Source organism: Clostridium felsineum DSM 794 (assembly GCF_002006355.2).
In the GTDB taxonomy this organism is placed as follows: domain Bacteria; phylum Bacillota; class Clostridia; order Clostridiales; family Clostridiaceae; genus Clostridium_S; species Clostridium_S felsineum.
Genome location: NZ_CP096980.1, coordinates 619,200 through 638,366 on the forward strand (window position 1 = coordinate 619,200; position 19,167 = coordinate 638,366).

The window sequence follows — 19,167 nt, forward strand, 5'->3', positions numbered from 1 at the left end:
TTGATGAAAAGCACCCCTTAAAAAGACTATAATATAGTTGTAGGAAAGATAGGGGTGATAAAATGACTTTAGACAATAGAGCTTTCCTAAAACAAAGCTCACAAAAATTGCTCTTTAAGTTTGCTGTTCCTGCGATTTTTTCACTACTTGTAAATGAACTTTATAATATGGTAGATACAGTTTTTGCAGGTAGGTATATAGGAGAAAATGCTATAGGTGCAATGACAATAGCATTTCCAATTCAAAAAATCATAATAGCAATGGGGCTTTTAATAGCAGCCGGAGCTTCTACTTATGCAGCTAGAGTTATTGGAGAAAAAAATTATAAACATCTAAAAAAAATAGTTATCAATTCATTTGCTTTAACTACAGTTTCCATAATTTCAATTTCTTTTATAATATTTAGTTTTAAAGAGAGTATACTCTATTCATTAGGAGCAAGTAACAATACGTATCCAATGGCAATGCAGTATGTGTCTATTATATTACTTGGAGGTATATTTATAAGTCTCTCTAATGTTCTTTCATATATTATGGTGGCTCTCGGGAAAACAAAAACCTTACTATATACAAATGTTGTTGGCGTAATTCTTAATATCATACTTAATTATATTTTAGTTATAAGATTTCATATGGGGATACAAGGAAGTGGAATATCTACAGTAGTATCTCAGATTGTAGCGTGTTTAATTGCTTTAGGACAATTTATATATATGAATAAAAAACAGAATTTTAATTTTTTTAAGAATATTAAGATAAATATAATAAGTACTAGTATTATGCGAGAAATAATGTTAGTGGGTTTTTCTACATTCATAATAGAGATTGCAGATGCAGTTGTATCAGCAGTACTAAATAATGTACTTTATGTTGGTGGTGGAGATTCTGCTATAATTATGTTAGGAATAATAACAAAAGTATATATGTTCCTATTTATAACTGTAATAGGAATAAGCTCGGGTATGCAGCCTATAGTAGGGTATAACTTTGGAGCAGAAAATTATAATAAGGTTAAAGATATTTTAAAGTTTTCTTTAAAAACAGTTATTATTGTTTCCGCAGTGGTATGGATAGGCTTTATAATAGGGGCAGAACCTATAATTGGGTTTTTTCTTAAAGATGCTAATCTTGTAAGTAAAACCGTACCAGCATTTAGAATAGTCATATCCATGGTTCCTCTTTTAGGAATATATTATGTAGCAATATATTATTATCAAGCAATAGGTGAGGCTAGAATAAGTTTTGTACTATCTATATATAGAGAACTTTTAATGTTCATTCCCATTTCGGTGATACTATTTAAAGTGATAGGACTAAATGGTGTGTTTATAGCATATCCAATTACAGATATAATTGTTATTTTAACATCAATATATTTCATAAGACGAGCTTTCAAAGAGAAGTTTCAAGAAGAAGAGAAGGTTTCAAAGCAAGTTGGAGTTAGAGTTTAAAATTAAAATATCTTATAAAAAAATGATAGGACTACTAAAAGTAGCCTATCATTTTTTTATAAAGTTAAAAGATATGTTTTTTATTCGTAATTTTTGGTGATTTAAATATGTCAGGTACATTGAATGAAATAGGATTGTTATCAATTGAAATAACAGGTATAGTAGGCTTTATAGATGGAGTTGGTGTAAACGGAATATCTGGTATATCAATTGGTATAACTGGAATAGTAGGAGTAACAGGAATAGGTTGAATAACTATAGGAGAACCAGTAGTATTCCAAGGGAAAACTATAGGAGAACCAGTAGTATTCCAAGGGAAAACTATAGGAGAACCAGTAGTATTCCAAGGGAAATTAATAGGGGATCCAGTAGTGTTCCAAGGAAAATTAATAGGGGATCCAGTAGTATTCCAAGGGAAATTAATAGGGGATCCAGTAGTGTTCCAAGGAAAATTAATAGGGGATCCAGTAGTATTCCAAGGGAAATTAATAGGGGATCCAGTAGTGTTCCAAGGGAAAACTATAGGAGAACCAGTAGTATTCCAAGGGAAAACTATAGGGGAACCAGTGGTGTTCCAAGGAAAATTAATAGGAGAACCAGTAGTATTCCAAGGGAAAACTATAGGGGAACCAGTGGTATTCCAAGGGAAATTAATAGGGGATCCAGTAGTGTTCCTAGGGAAAACTATAGGACAGCCAGTAGTGTTTTGAGGGAAGTTTCCGCGACTAACATTACTGTTGTTGGAAGGAATATTGGTATTTGTTGTAACATTTATAGAGGAACCTGTAGTATTTTTTGAAATACTTATAGCGGAACCAGTAGTGCTTGTACACATAATAGAATTAGAAGATAATTGCTCAAGAGGACAAGCATATGCAGTAAATAACACTGGTGAACTTGCTGCAATCAATGAAGAAGCAATCAATGAAATAGAAAATTTTCTTAAAAAATGTTTCATAGGTAAAAACCTCCTAAAATATTTTAATTACAATGCAATTATATCATATTGTAGTATATTAGGCATAAAAATACAAAAGATAATTTATTAGTAAAATTGATTATATTCAAACAATTGTTTATAATTAAAATAAAAGTAAAAAGTTAATGGAGGTACTAATTTTGGGTAGTGGAAAAGTGGTAAATATTGATTTAGATAGAAAGTTTAGAAGTGATGATAGGTTTATTGTAATAATGATAAGCTTGATTACATTTTTAGTACCACTAATTGTATTTTTAAAAGTTACAAAGTTACAAAGTAATTTACTTAAAAACTTAACAGGTCTTCAATATAGTTTTGATTTCTTTTCATATTATAAAATGATTTTATTTATATTGCTTAGTGCCATTCTTTTAATATATTTTTTATATAGGGTTGTAAGGAAAGATATTTTTCTTACTAAGACAAAATTCTATATTCCAATTATTACATATGGGGCGTTTATAATAATATCTACTATTTTTTCACAATATAAAGACATATCTGTGTTTGGATATGTAGAAAGATATGAAGGAATGCTTGTGCTTTTATTTTATTTAATAGATACTTTTATTGTAATTAATTCTGTTTCTAGTGAAAAGAGTTTTGAGATTATATTAAAGAGTTTAATGTGTTCTGCATTTATCATAGGTGTTATAGGAATATCACAGATAGTTGGACATGACTTTTTTCAAAGCTTTTTTGGAAGGCGTATAATTCTACCAGGAGAGTATAAGGCTTATGCAGATGGATTGAGTTTTAGCTTTCCAAAGGGTACAGTTTATGGAACTTTATATAATCCGGATTATGTAGGAAGCTATATGGGGATGATTGTGGGATTATCATTTATATTATGTTTGTGTATAAAAGATAGAAAATATAAAGTTATGAGTGCAATTATAGGTATTATAGCGTTTGTAGATATAATAGGGAGTAATTCAAGAGCTGGACTAGTTGGAGCAGTTATAGCACTAATTATATCACTTATATTTATAAGAAAAAAAATAAGAAAAAATGTCTTGTTGGGGATTATTCCATTGATAATAGTAGTTGTGATACTTGGCGGGCTGAGTATAAAGGGAAGTACCACTATAATAAATAAGTTAAAAACTACTGCTTCTGAATTAGGCAAGATAAGTGGTGGTAGTGATTATGAAAAACAAAGTATAGGATCTGGAAGAGGTTACATATGGGGACAATCCTTTAAGTTATTAAAAAGTACAATAATTGTAGGACATGGACCTGATAGTTTTGCAGCATTTTTTCCTAAGAATGATCCTAATAGAAGGGTATTAAAAACTGTAATTATAGACAAGCCTCATAATATGTATTTTCAGATAGCTATAAATACAGGAGTTATGTCGCTAATAGCAGTACTTGCACTATTTATAATGTATGTAGTAACAAGCTTTAAACTATATATTAAAGCTGATATTGATAATTTCTACGATATATTTGGATTAGCAGTGTTTATAGCATTTTTAAGCTATATAATAACAGCGATTTTTAATGATAGTGTTATATCTGTGGCTCCAGTATTTTGGATACTTTTAGGTATTGGAATCAGTGCAAATATAACTAAAAAAATAAATTGATGCAGTGTCTGCATCAATTTATTTTTTATTGTTAAGACATTCTTCAAAAGTATGCCATGCAAGTACAGCACATTTTACACGAGCAGGCATATTTGAAATGTTTTTGAATGCTAAAGCATCTTCAAGCTGTTCAAGTTCAGCTTCATCTGTTATATCTCTTTTTATCATTCCGATGAAAGTATCTACTAGTTTTTTAGCTTCTTCTACAGTTTTACCTTTTATAAGGTCTATCATTATAGAGGTAGAAGCTTGAGAAATAGCACATCCAACGCCAACAAAGGCAGCATCTTCAACAATGTTATTTTCAATTTTAAGTTGAAGCGTTATTTCATCTCCACAGCTTGGATTATGGCCATTTTCAACCACAGTGGCATCTTGAAGTTCATGTTTATTATGACTTGATGCATTATGTTCAGTAATTATTTCTGTATATAGAGAATTAAGATCCATAACCTAACCACTTCCTTGTATTTTTTAATCCATGTATTAAGGCATCCACATCTTCTCTTGTGTTATAGAAATAAAAGCTAGCTCGGCAGGTTGCATTTACTTCCATATATCTCATAAGAGGATTTGCACAGTGATGGCCAGTTCTTATTGCTACTCCATAAGAATCTAATATTGTAGCTACATCATGAGGATGAACGTCTGCTACATTAAAAGATATAACACCAGCCTTTTTAGAAGCATCTTTTGTACCATAAACTGTTACGTATGGAATCTCAGAAAGACGTTCAAGTGCATATGAAGTAAGGTCTTTTTCAGCAGCATATATATTGTCTAAACCTACTTTGTTTATATATTCTATAGCAGCAGTTAAACCTACAGCGCCACCTACATTTTGTGTACCACCTTCAAATTTATGGGGAACTTCTGCAAAGGTTGTTTTTTGTTCCCAAACGTATTCTATCATATCTCCACCAAACATGAAAGGAGGCATTTTTTCCAAAAGTTCTTCTTTTCCGTATAAAACACCTATACCCATTGGAGCAAGCATTTTATGTCCTGAAAATACTATAAAATCAGCATCTAAGTCTTTAACGTCTACCTTCATGTGAGGTACACTTTGGGCAGCATCAAGAATTGCAACAGCACCTACGCTGTGGGCTTTTTTTATAATATCGTGAACTGGATTTATGGTTCCAAGAACATTTGAAACTTGTGTTACTGAAACTATCTTAGTTTTTGATGTTATCTTATTTTCGTATTCTTCTTCTGGAATTACACCATCTTCATTAAGATATAGGTATTTAAGAACAGCACCCTTTGCTTTTGCAACTTGCTGCCAAGGAACAAGATTAGAGTGATGCTCAGCAATAGAAATTACAATTTCATCTCCAGCATTTATAAAATTGAGTCCATAGGAATAAGCTATTAAATTTAAAGCTTCTGTGGCATTTCTTACGAATACAATTTCTTTGCTTTTATTTGCATTAATAAAGTCTTTTACAACATCTCTAGCACCTTCATATAAATCTGTAGCCTTAACACTTAGAGAGTAAGAACCCCTATGAGGATTTGCGTTTGATTTTCTGTAGTAATCATCTACTGCGTTTATTACAGAAAGAGGTTTTTGTGTGGTAGCAGCATTATCAAGATATACAAATTTATGTCCATTGAATTCTTGGTCTAAAGTAGGAAAATCTTTAATATATTCATTATTCATTTTCAAGCCTCCTTGTGATACTAGTAGATATTTTGTTTCTTATTTCCTCTGAAGGAATTTGATTTATAATAGGATTAAAAGCAGCTTCAATTACAAGTTTTTTTGCTTCAGTCTCGCTAAAACCTCTGCTCATTATATAAAATAATTTATTTTCATCTATTCTTCCAGCACTTGCAGCATGTTGACCGTCTACATCTTCTTCTGTACATAAAAGTATTGGTACAGATTTATTTTTAACCTTTGGACTTAAAAGAACAGTATATTCTTCTTCCTGACCTCTTGATTTTTTACATCCCTTTTTGAAATCAAGAGTTCCTCTGAAGGTCTTTTTACTATTGTCCATTAGAGCGCCCCTTGTTTCTATGTTACTGTTTGAAGATTTACCATGGTGGTTTATAAGATAATTTATGTCTATAACTCTATCTTTATCTCCAAGGTAAATAGAATGAATATTTGAAGAACTTCTAAACCCTAATAGATCATCGGTATAATTTGTTACAGCATACTTTGCGCCTAAATCAACAGCTGTATAATTTACTACAGCATTTTCTTCAGTTTTAACAGCGTGGGCATCCAAATGCAGGCTATCTTTCGAAAGTGTTTGGATTTTTATCAAATTTACTACAGAATTAGCTTTTGCATAAATTTGAGTTAAGCCATTATGAAAAGAAGTAGTATTTTCTGATGAATCGTAATTTATAACAACTGTTATTTCACTGCCTTCTTCTGCAATTATTAAGTTGTTGTCAACTACAGTGGTATTATTAGCATCCATTTTATAGTTTATTACAACAGGTTCTTCGTGTTTTTTATACTGATCTACATGAACAAATACTCCAGTATTGTAGCTGTTTTTAGCTTGATTAAGAGAAAGTTCATCTAAGCCAGTATAAGTACAGGTATTATTAAAATCAGAAGAAATATTTTGTGACATTTTATTTATTTTAATTCCGTTATCTTCAAATGAAGTTACATATTCGTTATTGTAAGGGACTACGTCAGGTAAGGCTTCATTTATATTTACATTATTTACACCAAGCCATCTCCATGTTCTTACAGGAATATTATTTATTTTTTTAAGTGTGTTTTCCATAGTCTAAAATCACCTACCCTAATTTCCTTTTAATTCTAACTTGATTAAGTTATTCATTTCAACAGCATATTCAAGAGGAAGTTCTTTTGATATAGGATTTACGAAACCTCTAACAATCATTGCACGCGCCTCTTCTTCACTTACACCCCTTGACATAAGATAGAATATAGCATCATCACTTATTCTTCCTATTTTCGCTTCATGACCAATGTCTATTTGGTCATTATTCAAATCCAATGCAGGAATTGTGTCGGAACGAGAATAGTCATCAAGCATCAAAGAATCACAGGAAACTGAAGATTTACAGTGATGAGCGTTTTCAGCAACTTTAACTGAACCTCTGTATATACAAGTTCCACCTTTATTTGAAAGTGATTTTGCACTTATAGTAGAAGATGTATAAGGTGCTGCGTGAACAACTTTAGCGCCAGTATCAAGGTGCTGACCTTCTCCAGCAAAGGTTACTCCAGTGTATTCTGACTTTGCACCTTCACCCTTTAGAATACTCATAGGGTAAAGCATTGATTTCTTTGAACCAAAGGAACCGGATACCCATTCAATAGTTCCATTTTTCTCAACCACAGCACGTTTTGTATTTAAGTTAAGCATGTTCTTAGACCAGTTCTCTATAGTTGAATATCTTAAAGTTGCATCCTCTTTTACATAAAGTTCAACACATCCAGCATGAAGGTTTGTAACATTGTACTTTGGAGCAGAACAGCCTTCTATAAAATGGAGTGATGCACCTTTCTCTACAATAATAAGAGTATGTTCAAATTGTCCTGCACCTGGAGAGTTTAATCTAAAATAAGATTGAAGCGGTATATCAACATTTACACCCTCAGGAACGTAAACAAAGGAACCACCAGACCAAACTGCTCCGTGAAGAGCAACAAATTTATGATCACTTGGAGGAACTAACTTCATGAAATATTCTTTAACTATATCTTCATATTCATTGATAGCTGTTTCCATATCTGTATATATAACACCTTGTTTAACGAGATCTTCTCTAATACTGTGGTAAACAACTTCTGAATCATATTGAGCACCAACACCAGCTAGGGATTCTCTTTCAGCCTTTGGTATTCCTAGTTTCTCAAAAGTATCTTTTATATCTTCAGGAACTTCATTCCAGTTTCCTTTCATTTCTGTATCAGGTCTTACGTAAGTAACAATATTATCCATATCAAGTTCGTCTAAAGATGGACCCCAAGTAGGAAGTTTAGTCTTGTTATATACGTCAAGGCATTTAAGTCTAAAATCTAGCATCCATTTTGGATCATGCTTTTCCTTTGAAATTTTTTCTATAATTTCAGGGGTTAAGCCTTTATTAACCTTGTAACTGTATTTGTCTTCATTTTTTATATCATAAACGCCGCGTTCTAGGTTTTTAAACAAATCTTTGTTAGCTTCCATGAGATTGCCTCCTTAAACCATTTTCTTGAAATCAACAAAACCTTTAGTATTTATTTCATTCATTAGAGAAATGTCACCATCTTTAACTATTTTTCCATCTAATAGAACATGAACAAAATCTGGTTTTAAATATTCAAGTATTTTGCTGTTGTGAGTTATTATAAGTAGAGAATTATTTTCATCTTTGAATTTACTTATTCCTTTTGAAACAATTTTTACTGCATCGACATCTAGTCCGGAATCAGTTTCATCTAGTATTGCGAGCTTAGGGTTTAACATTAACATTTGTAATATTTCATTTTTCTTTTTTTCTCCACCTGAAAAGCCTACATTTAAATCTCTTTCAGCGTAGCTTTCATTCATTTCAAGTAAAGACATTTTTTCTTTTAATTCTTTTCTAAATGCCATAAGTCTTATTGGTTTTCCTTCTGCTTGAGTTCTAGCACTTCTTATAAGGTCGCTGGCAGTTATTCCTGCAACTTCCTCAGGGTTTTGAAAGGATAAGAAAATACCTTTCCTTGCTCTTACGTCTGTTGTAGCATTAGTTATATCTTCACCTTCAAAATCTATATTTCCGTCCGTAATTTTGTATTTAGGGTGACCCATTATAACGTTCATAAGGGTTGACTTTCCAGCTCCATTAGGACCCATTACAATGTGTATTTCACCTTTTCCTACTGTTAAATTTAAGCCTTTTAATATTTCTTTGCCGTCAGCTTCAGCATGTATATTATTAATTTGTAAAAGTTTTTCTCCCATTGAAAATTCACTCCTGAACTATATTAAATTTAATCTTGACCATTTAAGTCGGAATTCATATTTATATTCTATAACGAAGGTATACTATTGTCAATGTTTTTACCAAAACTGTAGACTATAAGAGTTTTAGTAAACGTATAACTTAATATGAAAGCAATAATGTATGGGTATTTTTGTATTCCATTTGCATAGAAAAAATATATAAAAGCACATTATATTATGATATAATTTGTCATGGAATATTAATAGTAATTCCACAGATTTTTGTTAATATATATCAGTGTATATAAAACTTAATTATAGGAGGGAACATTTTGCGTGAATTAATGAATAGAGAGGGCAAAAGGTTTTATTTGTTTTCAGGTGTCATAGCTTTTGCTATTTGCGTTCTCTGGGTTATTTTTGTGAAAACAATTCCATATTCGGACTTTAACTATTATGATACACTTGCCAAGAGTATTGCAGCAGGTGGAGATTGGGGAAATACATATACTTCGGTTGGTTATGCGGTAACGCTTGGATATGTATATAAACTGTTTGGGGCAAGTATAGTAGTTGGAAAAGCTTTTAATTTATTTCTTACATTTATAAGCTATATTGCACTTTATAGTTTGCTTAGAAAATTAAATATAAGTGAAGCCAAGAGAAAGATATTGTTTTTAATGTTTATATTTTTTCCTTGCAATATATTTTATAATAGTATTCTTGCAGTAGAAATATTTTTCACCACGTTATTTCTTATAATTATAAGCGTATATTTTTCCAATAATAAATTTAAATATGTGATTATTGGAATTATATCTGGTGTTGAGGTTATGACAAAGCCATTTTTCATAGTATTTTTCTTTGCTATATTTTTGGTGGAAGTTATTACAGAAAAGAAATTTAAGAAACCTATTTTGAATTCAATTATAGTTTTGATTTTATCATGTATTGTGGTTTCACCATTTGTATATAGGAACACAAAAATGATGGGACAATTTACATCAGTATCTAATAATGGAGGAATTGTTTTATATATAAATAATAACTCTCAAAATACTTGGGGTAGATGGATGGATGTGGCAAAGGTTAAGGATTCTGTGGCACTTACAAAAGCTTATAAGAAAGCTAATATGACAGAAAAAAATCATATGCTAAGTAAGGCAGCTAAGAAATGGATAGCAGCTCATCCGATTGGATTTGTGAAGTTAGGATTTAAGAGACTTTTAAATACGTATTATGTTGGTGATGATATAATATTCACATTTAATGGAGCGAATTTAAGCGCGGGAATTCAGCATTTACTCCTTGTAATTACTAATTTAATAAGAAATCTTATATTTATACCTGGCACGGTGGGAATAATTGCTTACAGCGTTATAATTATAAGGAAATTATTAAAACGAAAAAGTAATGAGCTTGATAAGTTTTCAGTTTTTGCACTTGTATGCTTCTATATGTATACCTGTGTATACTTTGTAACAGAAGGTCAGGGAAGATATGCCTTTCCGTCAATACTGATACTAATATTTTTCTTCTTAAGTATAATAAAAATTGATAAACTATTTGAAAAAAAGAAAAGTGTTTTTTATTAATTAATAATAGGCTGTCCTAATTTACTAGGCAGCCTTAAAATATTGTGTTAAATTATTTTGTATTTAGAATATTAAGCACATCTTCTACTATTTGAAGATCTGTAAGTCTATTCTTTTTCATCAATTCATCAGGAACATATCTATCAAGGAATTCCTTCTTAACGCCATAATTTAATACTTTTACTTCAGAAGGGCCATAATATCTTGCGATTTTTTCTCCAAAGCCGCCATCTAATATACCATCTTCAAGTGTAATTACAAGTTTATGATCTTTTTTTAGGCTTTCAAGTAATTCTTCATCAATGCCTGTAATATATTTTGGATTAATTAATGTAGCGTCAATTCCATTTTCCTTTGATAACTTAGCAACAACAGCTTCACCAAGCTTGAAAAAGTCTCCAAGTGCAACAACTGCAATATCTGTTCCTTTCTTTGAAACTTCATATTTATTAAGTTTAGAATAATCTGTATTGTCTTTTGAGCCACTCTCGATTACTCCCATAGCTGGAACACGTATAGCTACTGGGTAATCTTGTTGTTCTATTCCCCATTTAAGCATAGCAAAATACTCTTCTTTACATGTTGGAGCAAGATATACCATATTAGGAATGTTACTCATCATACCAATGTCGTATAATCCAATATGAGTAACGTCATTCATTCCATAAACTGATGCAGCGTTTACAAGTATTACTGCAGGATTACTGTTTATACATAAATCCTGTGAAAGCTGATCATAAGTTCTTTGAAGAAAAGTACTATATACACCATAAACGGGCTTTCCGCCGTTTGCAGCAATTCCAGAAGCTAACGCAACTGCATGTTCCTCTGCAATACCAACATCAACAAGTTGTTTACCAGCTTCTTTTCTTTTTTGTGAATCAAAACCAAGTACTGTTGGTGTTGCTGAAGTAATTGCTACTACTTTAGGATCTTCTTTCATCAAATCTAAAAGATACTTTCCTGTAAGCTCCGAATAACTTTCTACATTAGGCATTGAGAATTTTCCTTCTCCTGTTTCTAATACAAAAGGCATTCCATAGTGCCATTGTTCTTTGTTTTTTTCAGCAAGTTCAAAGCCTTTTCCCTTAATTGTATGAATATGAAGAACTACTGGATGAGTTGAATCCTTAACTTTATTAAATACGTTAATTAATTCCTCTAAATTATGTCCATCCTCTATATAATTATAATCGAAGCCCATTGCCTTAAAGAAATTGCATTCAGCTTTGCCATCTGTATCTCTAAGCTCTTTAAGATTTTTATATAGGCCTCCGTGGTTTTCTGCAATAGACATATCATTATCATTTACAATAACAATCATATTTGTTCCTTCTTCAGCGGCATTATTAAGTCCTTCATAGGCTTCTCCACCACTTAAAGATCCATCTCCAATAACAGCAATTATGTTGTCTTTTTCACCTTTTAAATCTCTTGCTTTTGCAAGACCACATGCAAGGCTTATAGAGGTTGAAGTATGACCAACATTAAAGAAGTCATGCTCACTTTCTTCAGGATTAGTATATCCGGAAACTTCATCGTATTTTTCAGAATTAATAAATGCATCCTTTCTTCCAGTAAGCATTTTATGAATATAACTCTGGTGAGAAACATCGTAAACAATTTTATCCTCTGGTGAATTAAAAACATAATGAAGTGCAATAGTCATTTCTACCATTCCAAGGTTAGGACCAACATGTCCTCCGTGATCACTTAACTTTTTAAGTAGTGTTTGACGAATTTCCTCGCTCAAAGTATTCATTTCATTTATAGATAATTTTTTTACATCCTCTGGTGAATTGATTTTTTCTAAGTACATATTATTTGACCTCCTATAATTTCTCATAACATTTATGAAATTTTTAAATGAGAATTATTAATTTTGCTATATATAGTTGCTCCATACCATAGTGGATGGTATTATTATAATAAACTTGAGAGTATACTCTCAGTCAAGAACTTTTTGAAAAATTTTAAGAAATGTTTTGGGGGAGTAACAATGTATTATACAATTGGCGAAATATCTAAAATAATTAATGTTTCTGTGCATACCCTTCGTTTTTATGCTAAAGAAGGTTTAATGCCATTTGTTGAACGTAATAAGAGTGGAATACGTATGTTTAAAGATGAGGATTTTGAACCACTTTTTATGATTGAATATTTAAAGAAATCAGGAATGTCAATAAAAGAGATAAGAGAATTTATGAATTGGTGTATGCAGGGGGATGAAACTATTGGTAAGAGGCTTAACATGTTTAGAGAACAGCAGAAAAAAGTTGAAGATCAAATTAAGGAGTTACAAACTACTCTTGATTTAATTAAACTTAAATGCTGGTACTATGAAACTGCAAAAGTTGCAGGGACCTGCTCTGTACATAAGGCTTTAAAGCCAGTAGACATTCCCAAAGATATTATTGAATTTAAAGAAAGTATGGAAAAGATATATTTTAATAAACAGCTATAAAATATATTAGGTATTTTTTAGAATAATTTATTAACGGATGATGGAAATGTTTTTTATATCCTTAGCTTTTAACTAAGCATAGTTTATTAAAAAAAAGTTTACCATTTTGTAACTGCTAAAGCTTTAGTCTTTGGTTTAGTTTGCTTTACCTTTATCCTAATATGTGCTATAGTGAAAATTAAATTGTACATGACTAAAAAATAAAAAGATGCATAAGTTTATATACGAAAGAAGTTAAAGGTTATGAAGAAAAGCATGATTCTGAGAAGAGGAGATGCATATTATGGCAGTTAAGATTTTAACAGACAGTACAAGTTGTATGAGTAGTGATATAGTAAAAAAATTTGAAATAGATATAGTATCACTTAGTGTAACTTTTGACCATGAAGAATTTAAGGAAACAGAAATAAGTAATGAGGAATTTTACAAGAAAATGAAGGAGAAAGGAATTCCTATATCGTCACAACCTTCTATAAAGGATTTATGTAATGCTATGGAAGCAGTTGTGAGTACAGGAGATGAGCTTCTATGCATATTTATATCATCAGATATGAGTGGGACTTATTCTACAGCCCATATTGCTAGAGATATGATCCTTGAGAATTATAAGGATGCAAAAATAGAAATTTTAGATTCTAAAACTAATTGCATGCAGCTTGGTTTTGCAGCCATAAGTGCAGCCAAAGCGGCAAAAGAAGGAAAGAATTTAGAAGAGGTAAAAAAATCGGCAGAAGAAAATTTAAAAAAGAGTAGATTTTTGTTTATACCAGATAATCTTGTTTACTTACGAAAAGGTGGAAGAATAGGAGGAGCTAGCGCTCTTGTAGGAAACATATTAAAAATAATTCCAATACTTACAGTAGACGAGGGTAAAACTTCAGTATTTGCCAAAATCAGAACGAAGAAAAAAGCTGTAGAAGCAATGATTGATAGGGTTGCTGCAGACGCTAAAAGTTATGGTATGGGTGAAATGGCTATTCATCATATTAATTGCTATGATGAGGCTAAAAAGCTTTCTTGTGAGATGAAGAAGAAGTTTAATGTAGAGCCTATAATATGTGACATAGGACCTGTAATAGGTCTTCATGTTGGACCTGGAGCTATTGGAATAGCTTATTATACTGAAAAAAATATGAGATAGATAGAAGCTTGGAGAATAATGAATATAATATTCCCCAAGCTTTTTTTTATTTTATTTTATTTAAATCAAGCTTTATATCAAAAGGTCCCACAGATACATAGTTTATTATGGCATTATCTATATTAACAGTATTTTCAAGTGGAGTATTACTTTTTTGAGAGTTGCAAATTAAAAAGCTACCTCAATTATATATTCAAGCGCATTGGTATTTCTGTTTTTTAGCTCTAACCAAAAATTATCTTCATTTATTTTCATGCTTTCACCTCGAAATTTTATAAAATCAAAATGTTCTTCAAGAATAAATACGAATTACAAATTGAAAAGTTCACAACATTTAGGAAAATATTATAATATTAATAATTATAAAATAAAATCGAAAAAATATATAAGCTGTATTGACAAAAAATAAAAATCGAAATATAATTAGGTTACCTAATAATTTATTAGCCTAATAATTTAACAAGCTAATTATATTTTAAATAGAGCTATATGAGGAAAACAGTGAAGTAAATATAATTTGAAGGAGGGGAAAAATGGATAAATCAAAAAAAGAGGTAGCGGATAAACTTTTATTGGCACTTAATCAAGTCAGAAAAATAAAGTTTTATCCTAAGGATGCAGATGGTATAACTCATGCAGAAATGATGCTTCTTGTATGTATAAGAAAATCCCTAAAAATTGATGAAAATGGTGTGAAAGTATCCCAACTTAGTAAAAAGTTAAGAATAGCATCACCTACAGTTACGCAACAAATAAATAGTATGGAAAAAAATGGATTTGTACAAAGAAGCATGGACTTAAACGATAGAAGAGTTGTTAGGGTACAACTTACAGAAAAGGGCGAAGAACATCTCAAAAAGGCAGAGAAAGACTTCTGGAAGTTTGTAGAGGAATTAGTGGAATATATGGGTAATGAAAAAAGTGATAAATTTGCAGATCTCTTAATAGAACTAGCTGATTATATGAATAAGAGAAATAAATAATATAAAACTATTAATTTGAATTTTAGTATTAGGTATAACAATCCCAAGGTTCTAGCTTTAAAAAATATAAATTAAGTTTTACATATGTTTAAATTAAATAAGGAGATGAAATAATGATAAGACTACTAAAAAGGTTAAAGCCATTTTCATTGCCATTAATAGTGCTTCTATTATTAGCATTTTTTCAATCTATGGCTGACTTATATTTACCCACATTAATGTCTGATATTGTGAATAACGGTATCTCAAAAGTTAACTCCAAAGGAGTTGTTTCACCAGATGTACCATATATATGGCAAACTGGAGGTAAAATGATTTTAGTAACTGGTATAAGTATGATTTGTGCTATATTAGTTAGCTTTTTTGCTTCTAGAATTACCATGGGACTTACAAGAAATATAAGAAAAGAATTATTTACTAGAATAGAAAGTTATTCTATGAATGAATTCGATAAAATTGGTACATCATCATTAATAACACGTACTACAAATGATATTACACAAATACAAAATGTTGTTATAATGATGCTTAGAATGCTTATTACAGCACCTATGATGTCAATAGGTGGACTAATACTTGCTATGCAGAAGGATAGAAAATTAACTCTAGTTTTAGCAGTTGCTATACCATTCCTTGCAATAGTAATAGCAGTAATGGGAGCTATAGTTGTACCATTCTTCAAGACAATGCAGAAAAAGGTAGATAAAATAAACCTAGTATTAAGAGAAGGACTTACAGGTATAAGAGTTATAAGGGCTTTTGATAGACAAGAAATAGAAAAAGAACGTTTTGAAAAAGCTAATAAAGATTATACTGATCTTGCAATTAAGGCCAATAAGATAATGGCAGGTTTGATGCCAATAATGATGTTTGTAATGAACTTAACAAGTATATCTATTATATGGTTTGGATCAAAGAGAATAGATGCAGGAAGCATGCAGGTTGGAGATATGATGGCATTTACTCAATATGCTATGCAAATAATGATATCTGTTCTTATGGTTGCCGTAATGTTTGTACTTATCCCACGTGCACAAGCATCAGCAGTAAGAATAAATGAAGTTTTAGATATGAAAGCAGAAATAGAAGACCCTAAAAATCCTGAAAAATCAGATGAAGGTAAAAAAGGTTATATAGAATTCAAGAATGTATCCTTTAGTTATCCAGGAGCAGAAGAGAAAGCGCTATCAGGTATATCTTTTAGTGCAAAACCAGGTGAAACAACTGCGATAATAGGTGGAACTGGTTCTGGAAAGTCTACTCTTATAAATCTTATCCCTAGATTTTATGAGGCAGATGGTGGAGAAATCCTTGTAGACGGAAAAGAAATTAAAAGAATGACACAAAACGAATTAAGAACAAAAATAGGTTTTGTACCACAAAAGGCAATATTATTTAGTGGTGATATAATCTCAAATATAAAATTTGGAAGTGACAATGCTAGCGTTGAAGACATAAGACATGCAGCTGAAATTGCTCAAGCAACTGAATTTATATCTAACATGAAAGAAGGCTTTGATTCAGAAATAGCAGAGGGTGGAAGTAATGTGTCTGGAGGACAAAAACAACGTCTTTCAATAGCAAGAGCTTTGGTTAAAAAACCTGAAATATATATTTTTGATGATAGTTTCTCAGCACTTGATTTTAAAACGGATGCAAAACTTAGGGCTGCATTAAGCAAAGAAACTAAAGAATCAACAGTTATAATAGTTGCCCAAAGAGTAAGTACAATAATGAATGCTGATAGAATAATAGTTTTAGATGAAGGTAAAGTAGTTGGAATTGGAACACATAGAGAACTACTTAATAATTGTGATGTTTATCATGAAATTGTGGCTTCACAACTTAGTGAGGAGGAAATGGCATGAGTGAAAAAAGACAAGGTGGAATGAATAAAGGCCCAGGTGGCGGCCCTCCAATGGGAAAACCAGCAGAAAAAGCAAAAGATTTTAAAGGTACGTTTAGAAAACTTCTTAAATATTTAGCTCCATATAAAATGAGATTTCTTATAGTGGCAATTACTGCAATATTTGGTGTTATGTTTAATGTTGTCTCTCCTAAAATTATGGGTAATGCAACTACAAAATTAGCAGATGGTATTAGAGGAAAAATTACTTTAAGTAAGGTAAATCCTCAAGAGAAAAAAATTAATGATGCTATTAAAAAAATAGATGCACAGAAGAAAACATTAGATGAACAAAAAGCAGTATTAGATGCTCAAATAAAAGCGAACCCTATGATGGCAAAAGTTCCTAAAATAGCTGAGGCAGAGGCTCAAATTGCCAAGGGAGAGCAGCAGATATCAAAGGGTGCTGCACAGCTTAAAGCAGCAAAGAATAAAATAACTAAAGTTAAAAGTGACACAATAAGTAAGTATGGCAGTAAGATTGATTTTGATGCTATAGGAAAAATAATATTAGAGCTTATAGCCTTATATGCAATATCTTCTTTCTTTACTTTTCTGCAATCTTTTGTTATGGCATCAGTTGCTCAAAAGACAGTTTATACTATGAGAAGAGATGTAGAGGAGAAATTAAATAGACTTCCACTTAAATTTTTTGATTCAAAAACACATGGAGAAATACTAAGTCGTGTTACTAACGATCTTGATACTGTTGCAACAACACTTCAACAAAGTTTAACACAACTTATAACATCAATACTTCAGGTTATAGGCGTAATTGTTATGATGCTTACTATAAGCGGATGGCTTACTTTAATATGTGTATTAACTCTTCCGGTTGCAGGCTTTGTTACTGTGTTTATAGCAAAGAAATCTCAAAAATTCTTTGCAGGACAGCAGAAAGAACTTGGAATGATAAATGGACATGTAGAAGAAATGTTTACAGGCCATATTGTAGTTAAAGCCTTCAACAAGGAAAAAGAATCTATAGATAAATTTAATGAAATGAACGATAGATTATACAAATCAGGTTGGAAAGCACAATTTATGTCAGGAATTATATTCCCACTTATGAATTTTATTAACAATATTGGATATGTTGCAGTATGTGTTGCAGGTGGAATATTTGCAACAAAAGGTATAATTGCTATAGGAGATGTTCAAGCATTTTTCCAATATAATAGATTATTTACAATGCCTATAATTCAAACTGCAAATATAGCAAATATAATTCAATCAACTATGGCAGCTGCAGAGCGTGTGTTTGAACTTCTTGATGAAGAGGAAGAAGTTAAAGATGCTGATGACTCTAAAGTAGTAGAGCTTCCTAAGGGTGCAGTTAGATTTGAAAATGTTAAATTTGGATATAAAGAAGGAAGTACTTTAATCCAAAACATGAATTTAGATGTAAAACCAGGGGAAACAGTTGCGATAGTAGGACCTACAGGAGCAGGAAAGACAACTATAGTAAATCTTTTAATGAGATTCTATGAAATAAATGATGGTAAAATTACAATAGATAATGTAAATACAAGAGAAATGAAAAGAAACGATCTTCGTGGCATGTTTGGAATGGTTCTTCAAGATACTTGGTTATTTAACGGAACAATAAGGGAAAATATAGCTTATTCAAAGGATGGGGCTACTGAAGAAGAGATAGTAAGAGCAGCTAAAGCAGCTCATGCAGATCACTTTATAAGAACGCTTCCTAAGGGCTATGATACAGTGATAAATGAAGAAGCATCAAATATATCACAAGGACAAAAACAACTTTTAACTATTGCTCGTGTTATACTTGCAAATCCTCAGATATTAATACTTGATGAGGCAACAAGTAGTGTTGATACTAGAACAGAGCTTGCAATACAAAAGGCTATGAATAACCTTATGAAGGGAAGAACAAGCTTTGTAATTGCACATAGATTATCAACTATACGCGATGCTGATTTAATACTTGTTATGAATCAAGGTTCTGTAATAGAGCAAGGAAATCATAAAGAATTATTGGAGAAGAAAGGTTTCTATGCTGATCTTTATAACAGCCAATTCACAGGCGGAAATAGTGAAGATGTAGGTTAAAGAAAAATAAGACTTTTTAAAAATTTCATTAATTAAAAAACCCCCTTAGGGTATGCAAGTG

The 19,167-nt window shown here is 31.2% G+C and carries 17 protein-coding genes; 11 read left to right on the plus strand and 6 right to left on the minus strand.

Going from position 1 to position 19,167, the window contains the following annotated elements:
- Positions 1–62 precede the first annotated feature (62 nt).
- From CLFE_RS02920 to CLFE_RS02940, 5 genes are all read left to right on the plus strand, one after another.
- On the plus strand, positions 63–1,451 hold the full coding sequence (locus CLFE_RS02920; RefSeq protein WP_077852954.1) for an MATE family efflux transporter: 1,389 nt from the start codon (positions 63–65) through the stop codon (positions 1,449–1,451).
- Between the two features lie 107 nt (positions 1,452–1,558).
- Entirely contained in the window at positions 1,559–1,702 is a 144-nt protein-coding gene (locus tag CLFE_RS02925; protein WP_169850925.1) for a hypothetical protein, read from the plus strand.
- Positions 1,703–1,822: 120 nt separating this feature from the next.
- The gene (locus CLFE_RS02930; protein ID WP_207651377.1) at positions 1,823–2,161 is read left to right on the plus strand and encodes a hypothetical protein; all 339 of its coding nucleotides are present in this window, start codon (positions 1,823–1,825) and stop codon (positions 2,159–2,161) included.
- A 42-nt stretch (positions 2,162–2,203) separates the two neighbouring features.
- Complete coding sequence (locus tag CLFE_RS02935; protein ID WP_207651378.1) at positions 2,204–2,500, plus strand: hypothetical protein; 297 nt, start codon at positions 2,204–2,206, stop codon at positions 2,498–2,500.
- Positions 2,501–2,570: 70 nt separating this feature from the next.
- Positions 2,571–4,022, plus strand: coding sequence for an O-antigen ligase family protein (locus CLFE_RS02940; RefSeq protein WP_077893340.1), 1,452 nt, complete (start codon positions 2,571–2,573; stop codon positions 4,020–4,022).
- A gap of 18 nt (positions 4,023–4,040) precedes the next feature.
- Here the strand turns inward: CLFE_RS02940 and sufU are convergent, their stop codons facing one another.
- The 5 genes from sufU to sufC are packed head-to-tail and all read right to left on the minus strand — an operon-like array spanning position 4,041 to position 8,959.
- Positions 4,041–4,472, minus strand: coding sequence for a Fe-S cluster assembly sulfur transfer protein SufU (gene sufU, locus CLFE_RS02945; protein WP_077893341.1), 432 nt, complete (start codon positions 4,470–4,472; stop codon positions 4,041–4,043).
- Positions 4,462–5,688 (minus strand): cysteine desulfurase, encoded by a 1,227-nt coding sequence (locus CLFE_RS02950; RefSeq protein ID WP_077834915.1) that lies wholly within the window; start codon positions 5,686–5,688, stop codon positions 4,462–4,464. The genes sufU and CLFE_RS02950 overlap by 11 nt, the downstream gene beginning before the upstream one ends.
- Positions 5,681–6,781, minus strand: a complete 1,101-nt coding sequence (gene sufD, locus CLFE_RS02955; RefSeq protein ID WP_077893342.1) for a Fe-S cluster assembly protein SufD — start codon at positions 6,779–6,781, stop codon at positions 5,681–5,683. The genes CLFE_RS02950 and sufD overlap by 8 nt, the downstream gene beginning before the upstream one ends.
- Before the next feature lie 18 nt (positions 6,782–6,799).
- Positions 6,800–8,200, minus strand: a complete 1,401-nt coding sequence (sufB, locus tag CLFE_RS02960; protein WP_077834917.1) for a Fe-S cluster assembly protein SufB — start codon at positions 8,198–8,200, stop codon at positions 6,800–6,802.
- A gap of 12 nt (positions 8,201–8,212) precedes the next feature.
- The gene (sufC, locus tag CLFE_RS02965; RefSeq protein WP_077834918.1) at positions 8,213–8,959 is read right to left on the minus strand and encodes a Fe-S cluster assembly ATPase SufC; all 747 of its coding nucleotides are present in this window, start codon (positions 8,957–8,959) and stop codon (positions 8,213–8,215) included.
- A gap of 314 nt (positions 8,960–9,273) precedes the next feature.
- Between sufC and CLFE_RS02970 the strand changes: the two genes are divergently transcribed.
- Complete coding sequence (locus CLFE_RS02970; RefSeq protein ID WP_077893343.1) at positions 9,274–10,536, plus strand: glycosyltransferase family 39 protein; 1,263 nt, start codon at positions 9,274–9,276, stop codon at positions 10,534–10,536.
- 52 nt (positions 10,537–10,588) lie between these two features.
- Here the strand turns inward: CLFE_RS02970 and CLFE_RS02975 are convergent, their stop codons facing one another.
- The gene (locus tag CLFE_RS02975) at positions 10,589–12,355 is read right to left on the minus strand and encodes a 1-deoxy-D-xylulose-5-phosphate synthase (RefSeq protein ID WP_077893344.1); all 1,767 of its coding nucleotides are present in this window, start codon (positions 12,353–12,355) and stop codon (positions 10,589–10,591) included.
- Positions 12,356–12,535: 180 nt separating this feature from the next.
- On the opposite strand from CLFE_RS02975, the gene CLFE_RS02980 reads away from it, so the two are divergent.
- The 5 genes from CLFE_RS02980 (at position 12,536) to CLFE_RS03000 (ending at position 19,106) form a co-directional block, all read left to right on the plus strand.
- Positions 12,536–13,000 (plus strand): MerR family transcriptional regulator, encoded by a 465-nt coding sequence (locus CLFE_RS02980; protein ID WP_077893345.1) that lies wholly within the window; start codon positions 12,536–12,538, stop codon positions 12,998–13,000.
- Between the two features lie 283 nt (positions 13,001–13,283).
- Positions 13,284–14,141 carry a DegV family protein gene (locus CLFE_RS02985; protein WP_077893346.1) on the plus strand — a complete coding sequence of 286 codons (858 nt, stop codon included), beginning with the start codon at positions 13,284–13,286 and terminating at the stop codon, positions 14,139–14,141.
- A gap of 533 nt (positions 14,142–14,674) precedes the next feature.
- A complete protein-coding gene (locus CLFE_RS02990; protein WP_077834925.1) occupies positions 14,675–15,124 on the plus strand; it encodes a MarR family winged helix-turn-helix transcriptional regulator in 450 nt (149 codons plus the stop codon).
- Positions 15,125–15,237: 113 nt separating this feature from the next.
- Positions 15,238–16,992 carry an ABC transporter ATP-binding protein gene (locus CLFE_RS02995; RefSeq protein ID WP_077893347.1) on the plus strand — a complete coding sequence of 585 codons (1,755 nt, stop codon included), beginning with the start codon at positions 15,238–15,240 and terminating at the stop codon, positions 16,990–16,992.
- A complete protein-coding gene (locus CLFE_RS03000) occupies positions 16,989–19,106 on the plus strand; it encodes an ABC transporter ATP-binding protein (RefSeq protein WP_077834927.1) in 2,118 nt (705 codons plus the stop codon). The genes CLFE_RS02995 and CLFE_RS03000 overlap by 4 nt, the downstream gene beginning before the upstream one ends.
- Positions 19,107–19,167: the final 61 nt, after the last annotated feature.

Bases quoted from the DNA above. Each gene is read 5' to 3' on its own strand.
- CLFE_RS02920 (WP_077852954.1), top strand. From the start codon at position 63: ATGACTTTAGACAATAGAGCTTTCCTAAAACAAAGCTCACAAAAATTG.
- CLFE_RS02925 (WP_169850925.1), top strand. From the start codon at position 1,559: ATGTCAGGTACATTGAATGAAATAGGATTGTTATCAATTGAAATAACA.
- sufU (WP_077893341.1), bottom strand. From the start codon at position 4,472: ATGGATCTTAATTCTCTATATACAGAAATAATTACTGAACATAATGCA.
- CLFE_RS02950 (WP_077834915.1), bottom strand. From the start codon at position 5,688: ATGAATAATGAATATATTAAAGATTTTCCTACTTTAGACCAAGAATTC.
- sufD (WP_077893342.1), bottom strand. From the start codon at position 6,781: ATGGAAAACACACTTAAAAAAATAAATAATATTCCTGTAAGAACATGG.
- sufB (WP_077834917.1), bottom strand. From the start codon at position 8,200: ATGGAAGCTAACAAAGATTTGTTTAAAAACCTAGAACGCGGCGTTTAT.
- sufC (WP_077834918.1), bottom strand. From the start codon at position 8,959: ATGGGAGAAAAACTTTTACAAATTAATAATATACATGCTGAAGCTGAC.
- CLFE_RS02975 (WP_077893344.1), bottom strand. From the start codon at position 12,355: ATGTACTTAGAAAAAATCAATTCACCAGAGGATGTAAAAAAATTATCT.
- CLFE_RS02980 (WP_077893345.1), top strand. From the start codon at position 12,536: ATGTATTATACAATTGGCGAAATATCTAAAATAATTAATGTTTCTGTG.
- CLFE_RS02985 (WP_077893346.1), top strand. From the start codon at position 13,284: ATGGCAGTTAAGATTTTAACAGACAGTACAAGTTGTATGAGTAGTGAT.
- CLFE_RS02990 (WP_077834925.1), top strand. From the start codon at position 14,675: ATGGATAAATCAAAAAAAGAGGTAGCGGATAAACTTTTATTGGCACTT.
- CLFE_RS02995 (WP_077893347.1), top strand. From the start codon at position 15,238: ATGATAAGACTACTAAAAAGGTTAAAGCCATTTTCATTGCCATTAATA.
- CLFE_RS03000 (WP_077834927.1), top strand. From the start codon at position 16,989: ATGAGTGAAAAAAGACAAGGTGGAATGAATAAAGGCCCAGGTGGCGGC.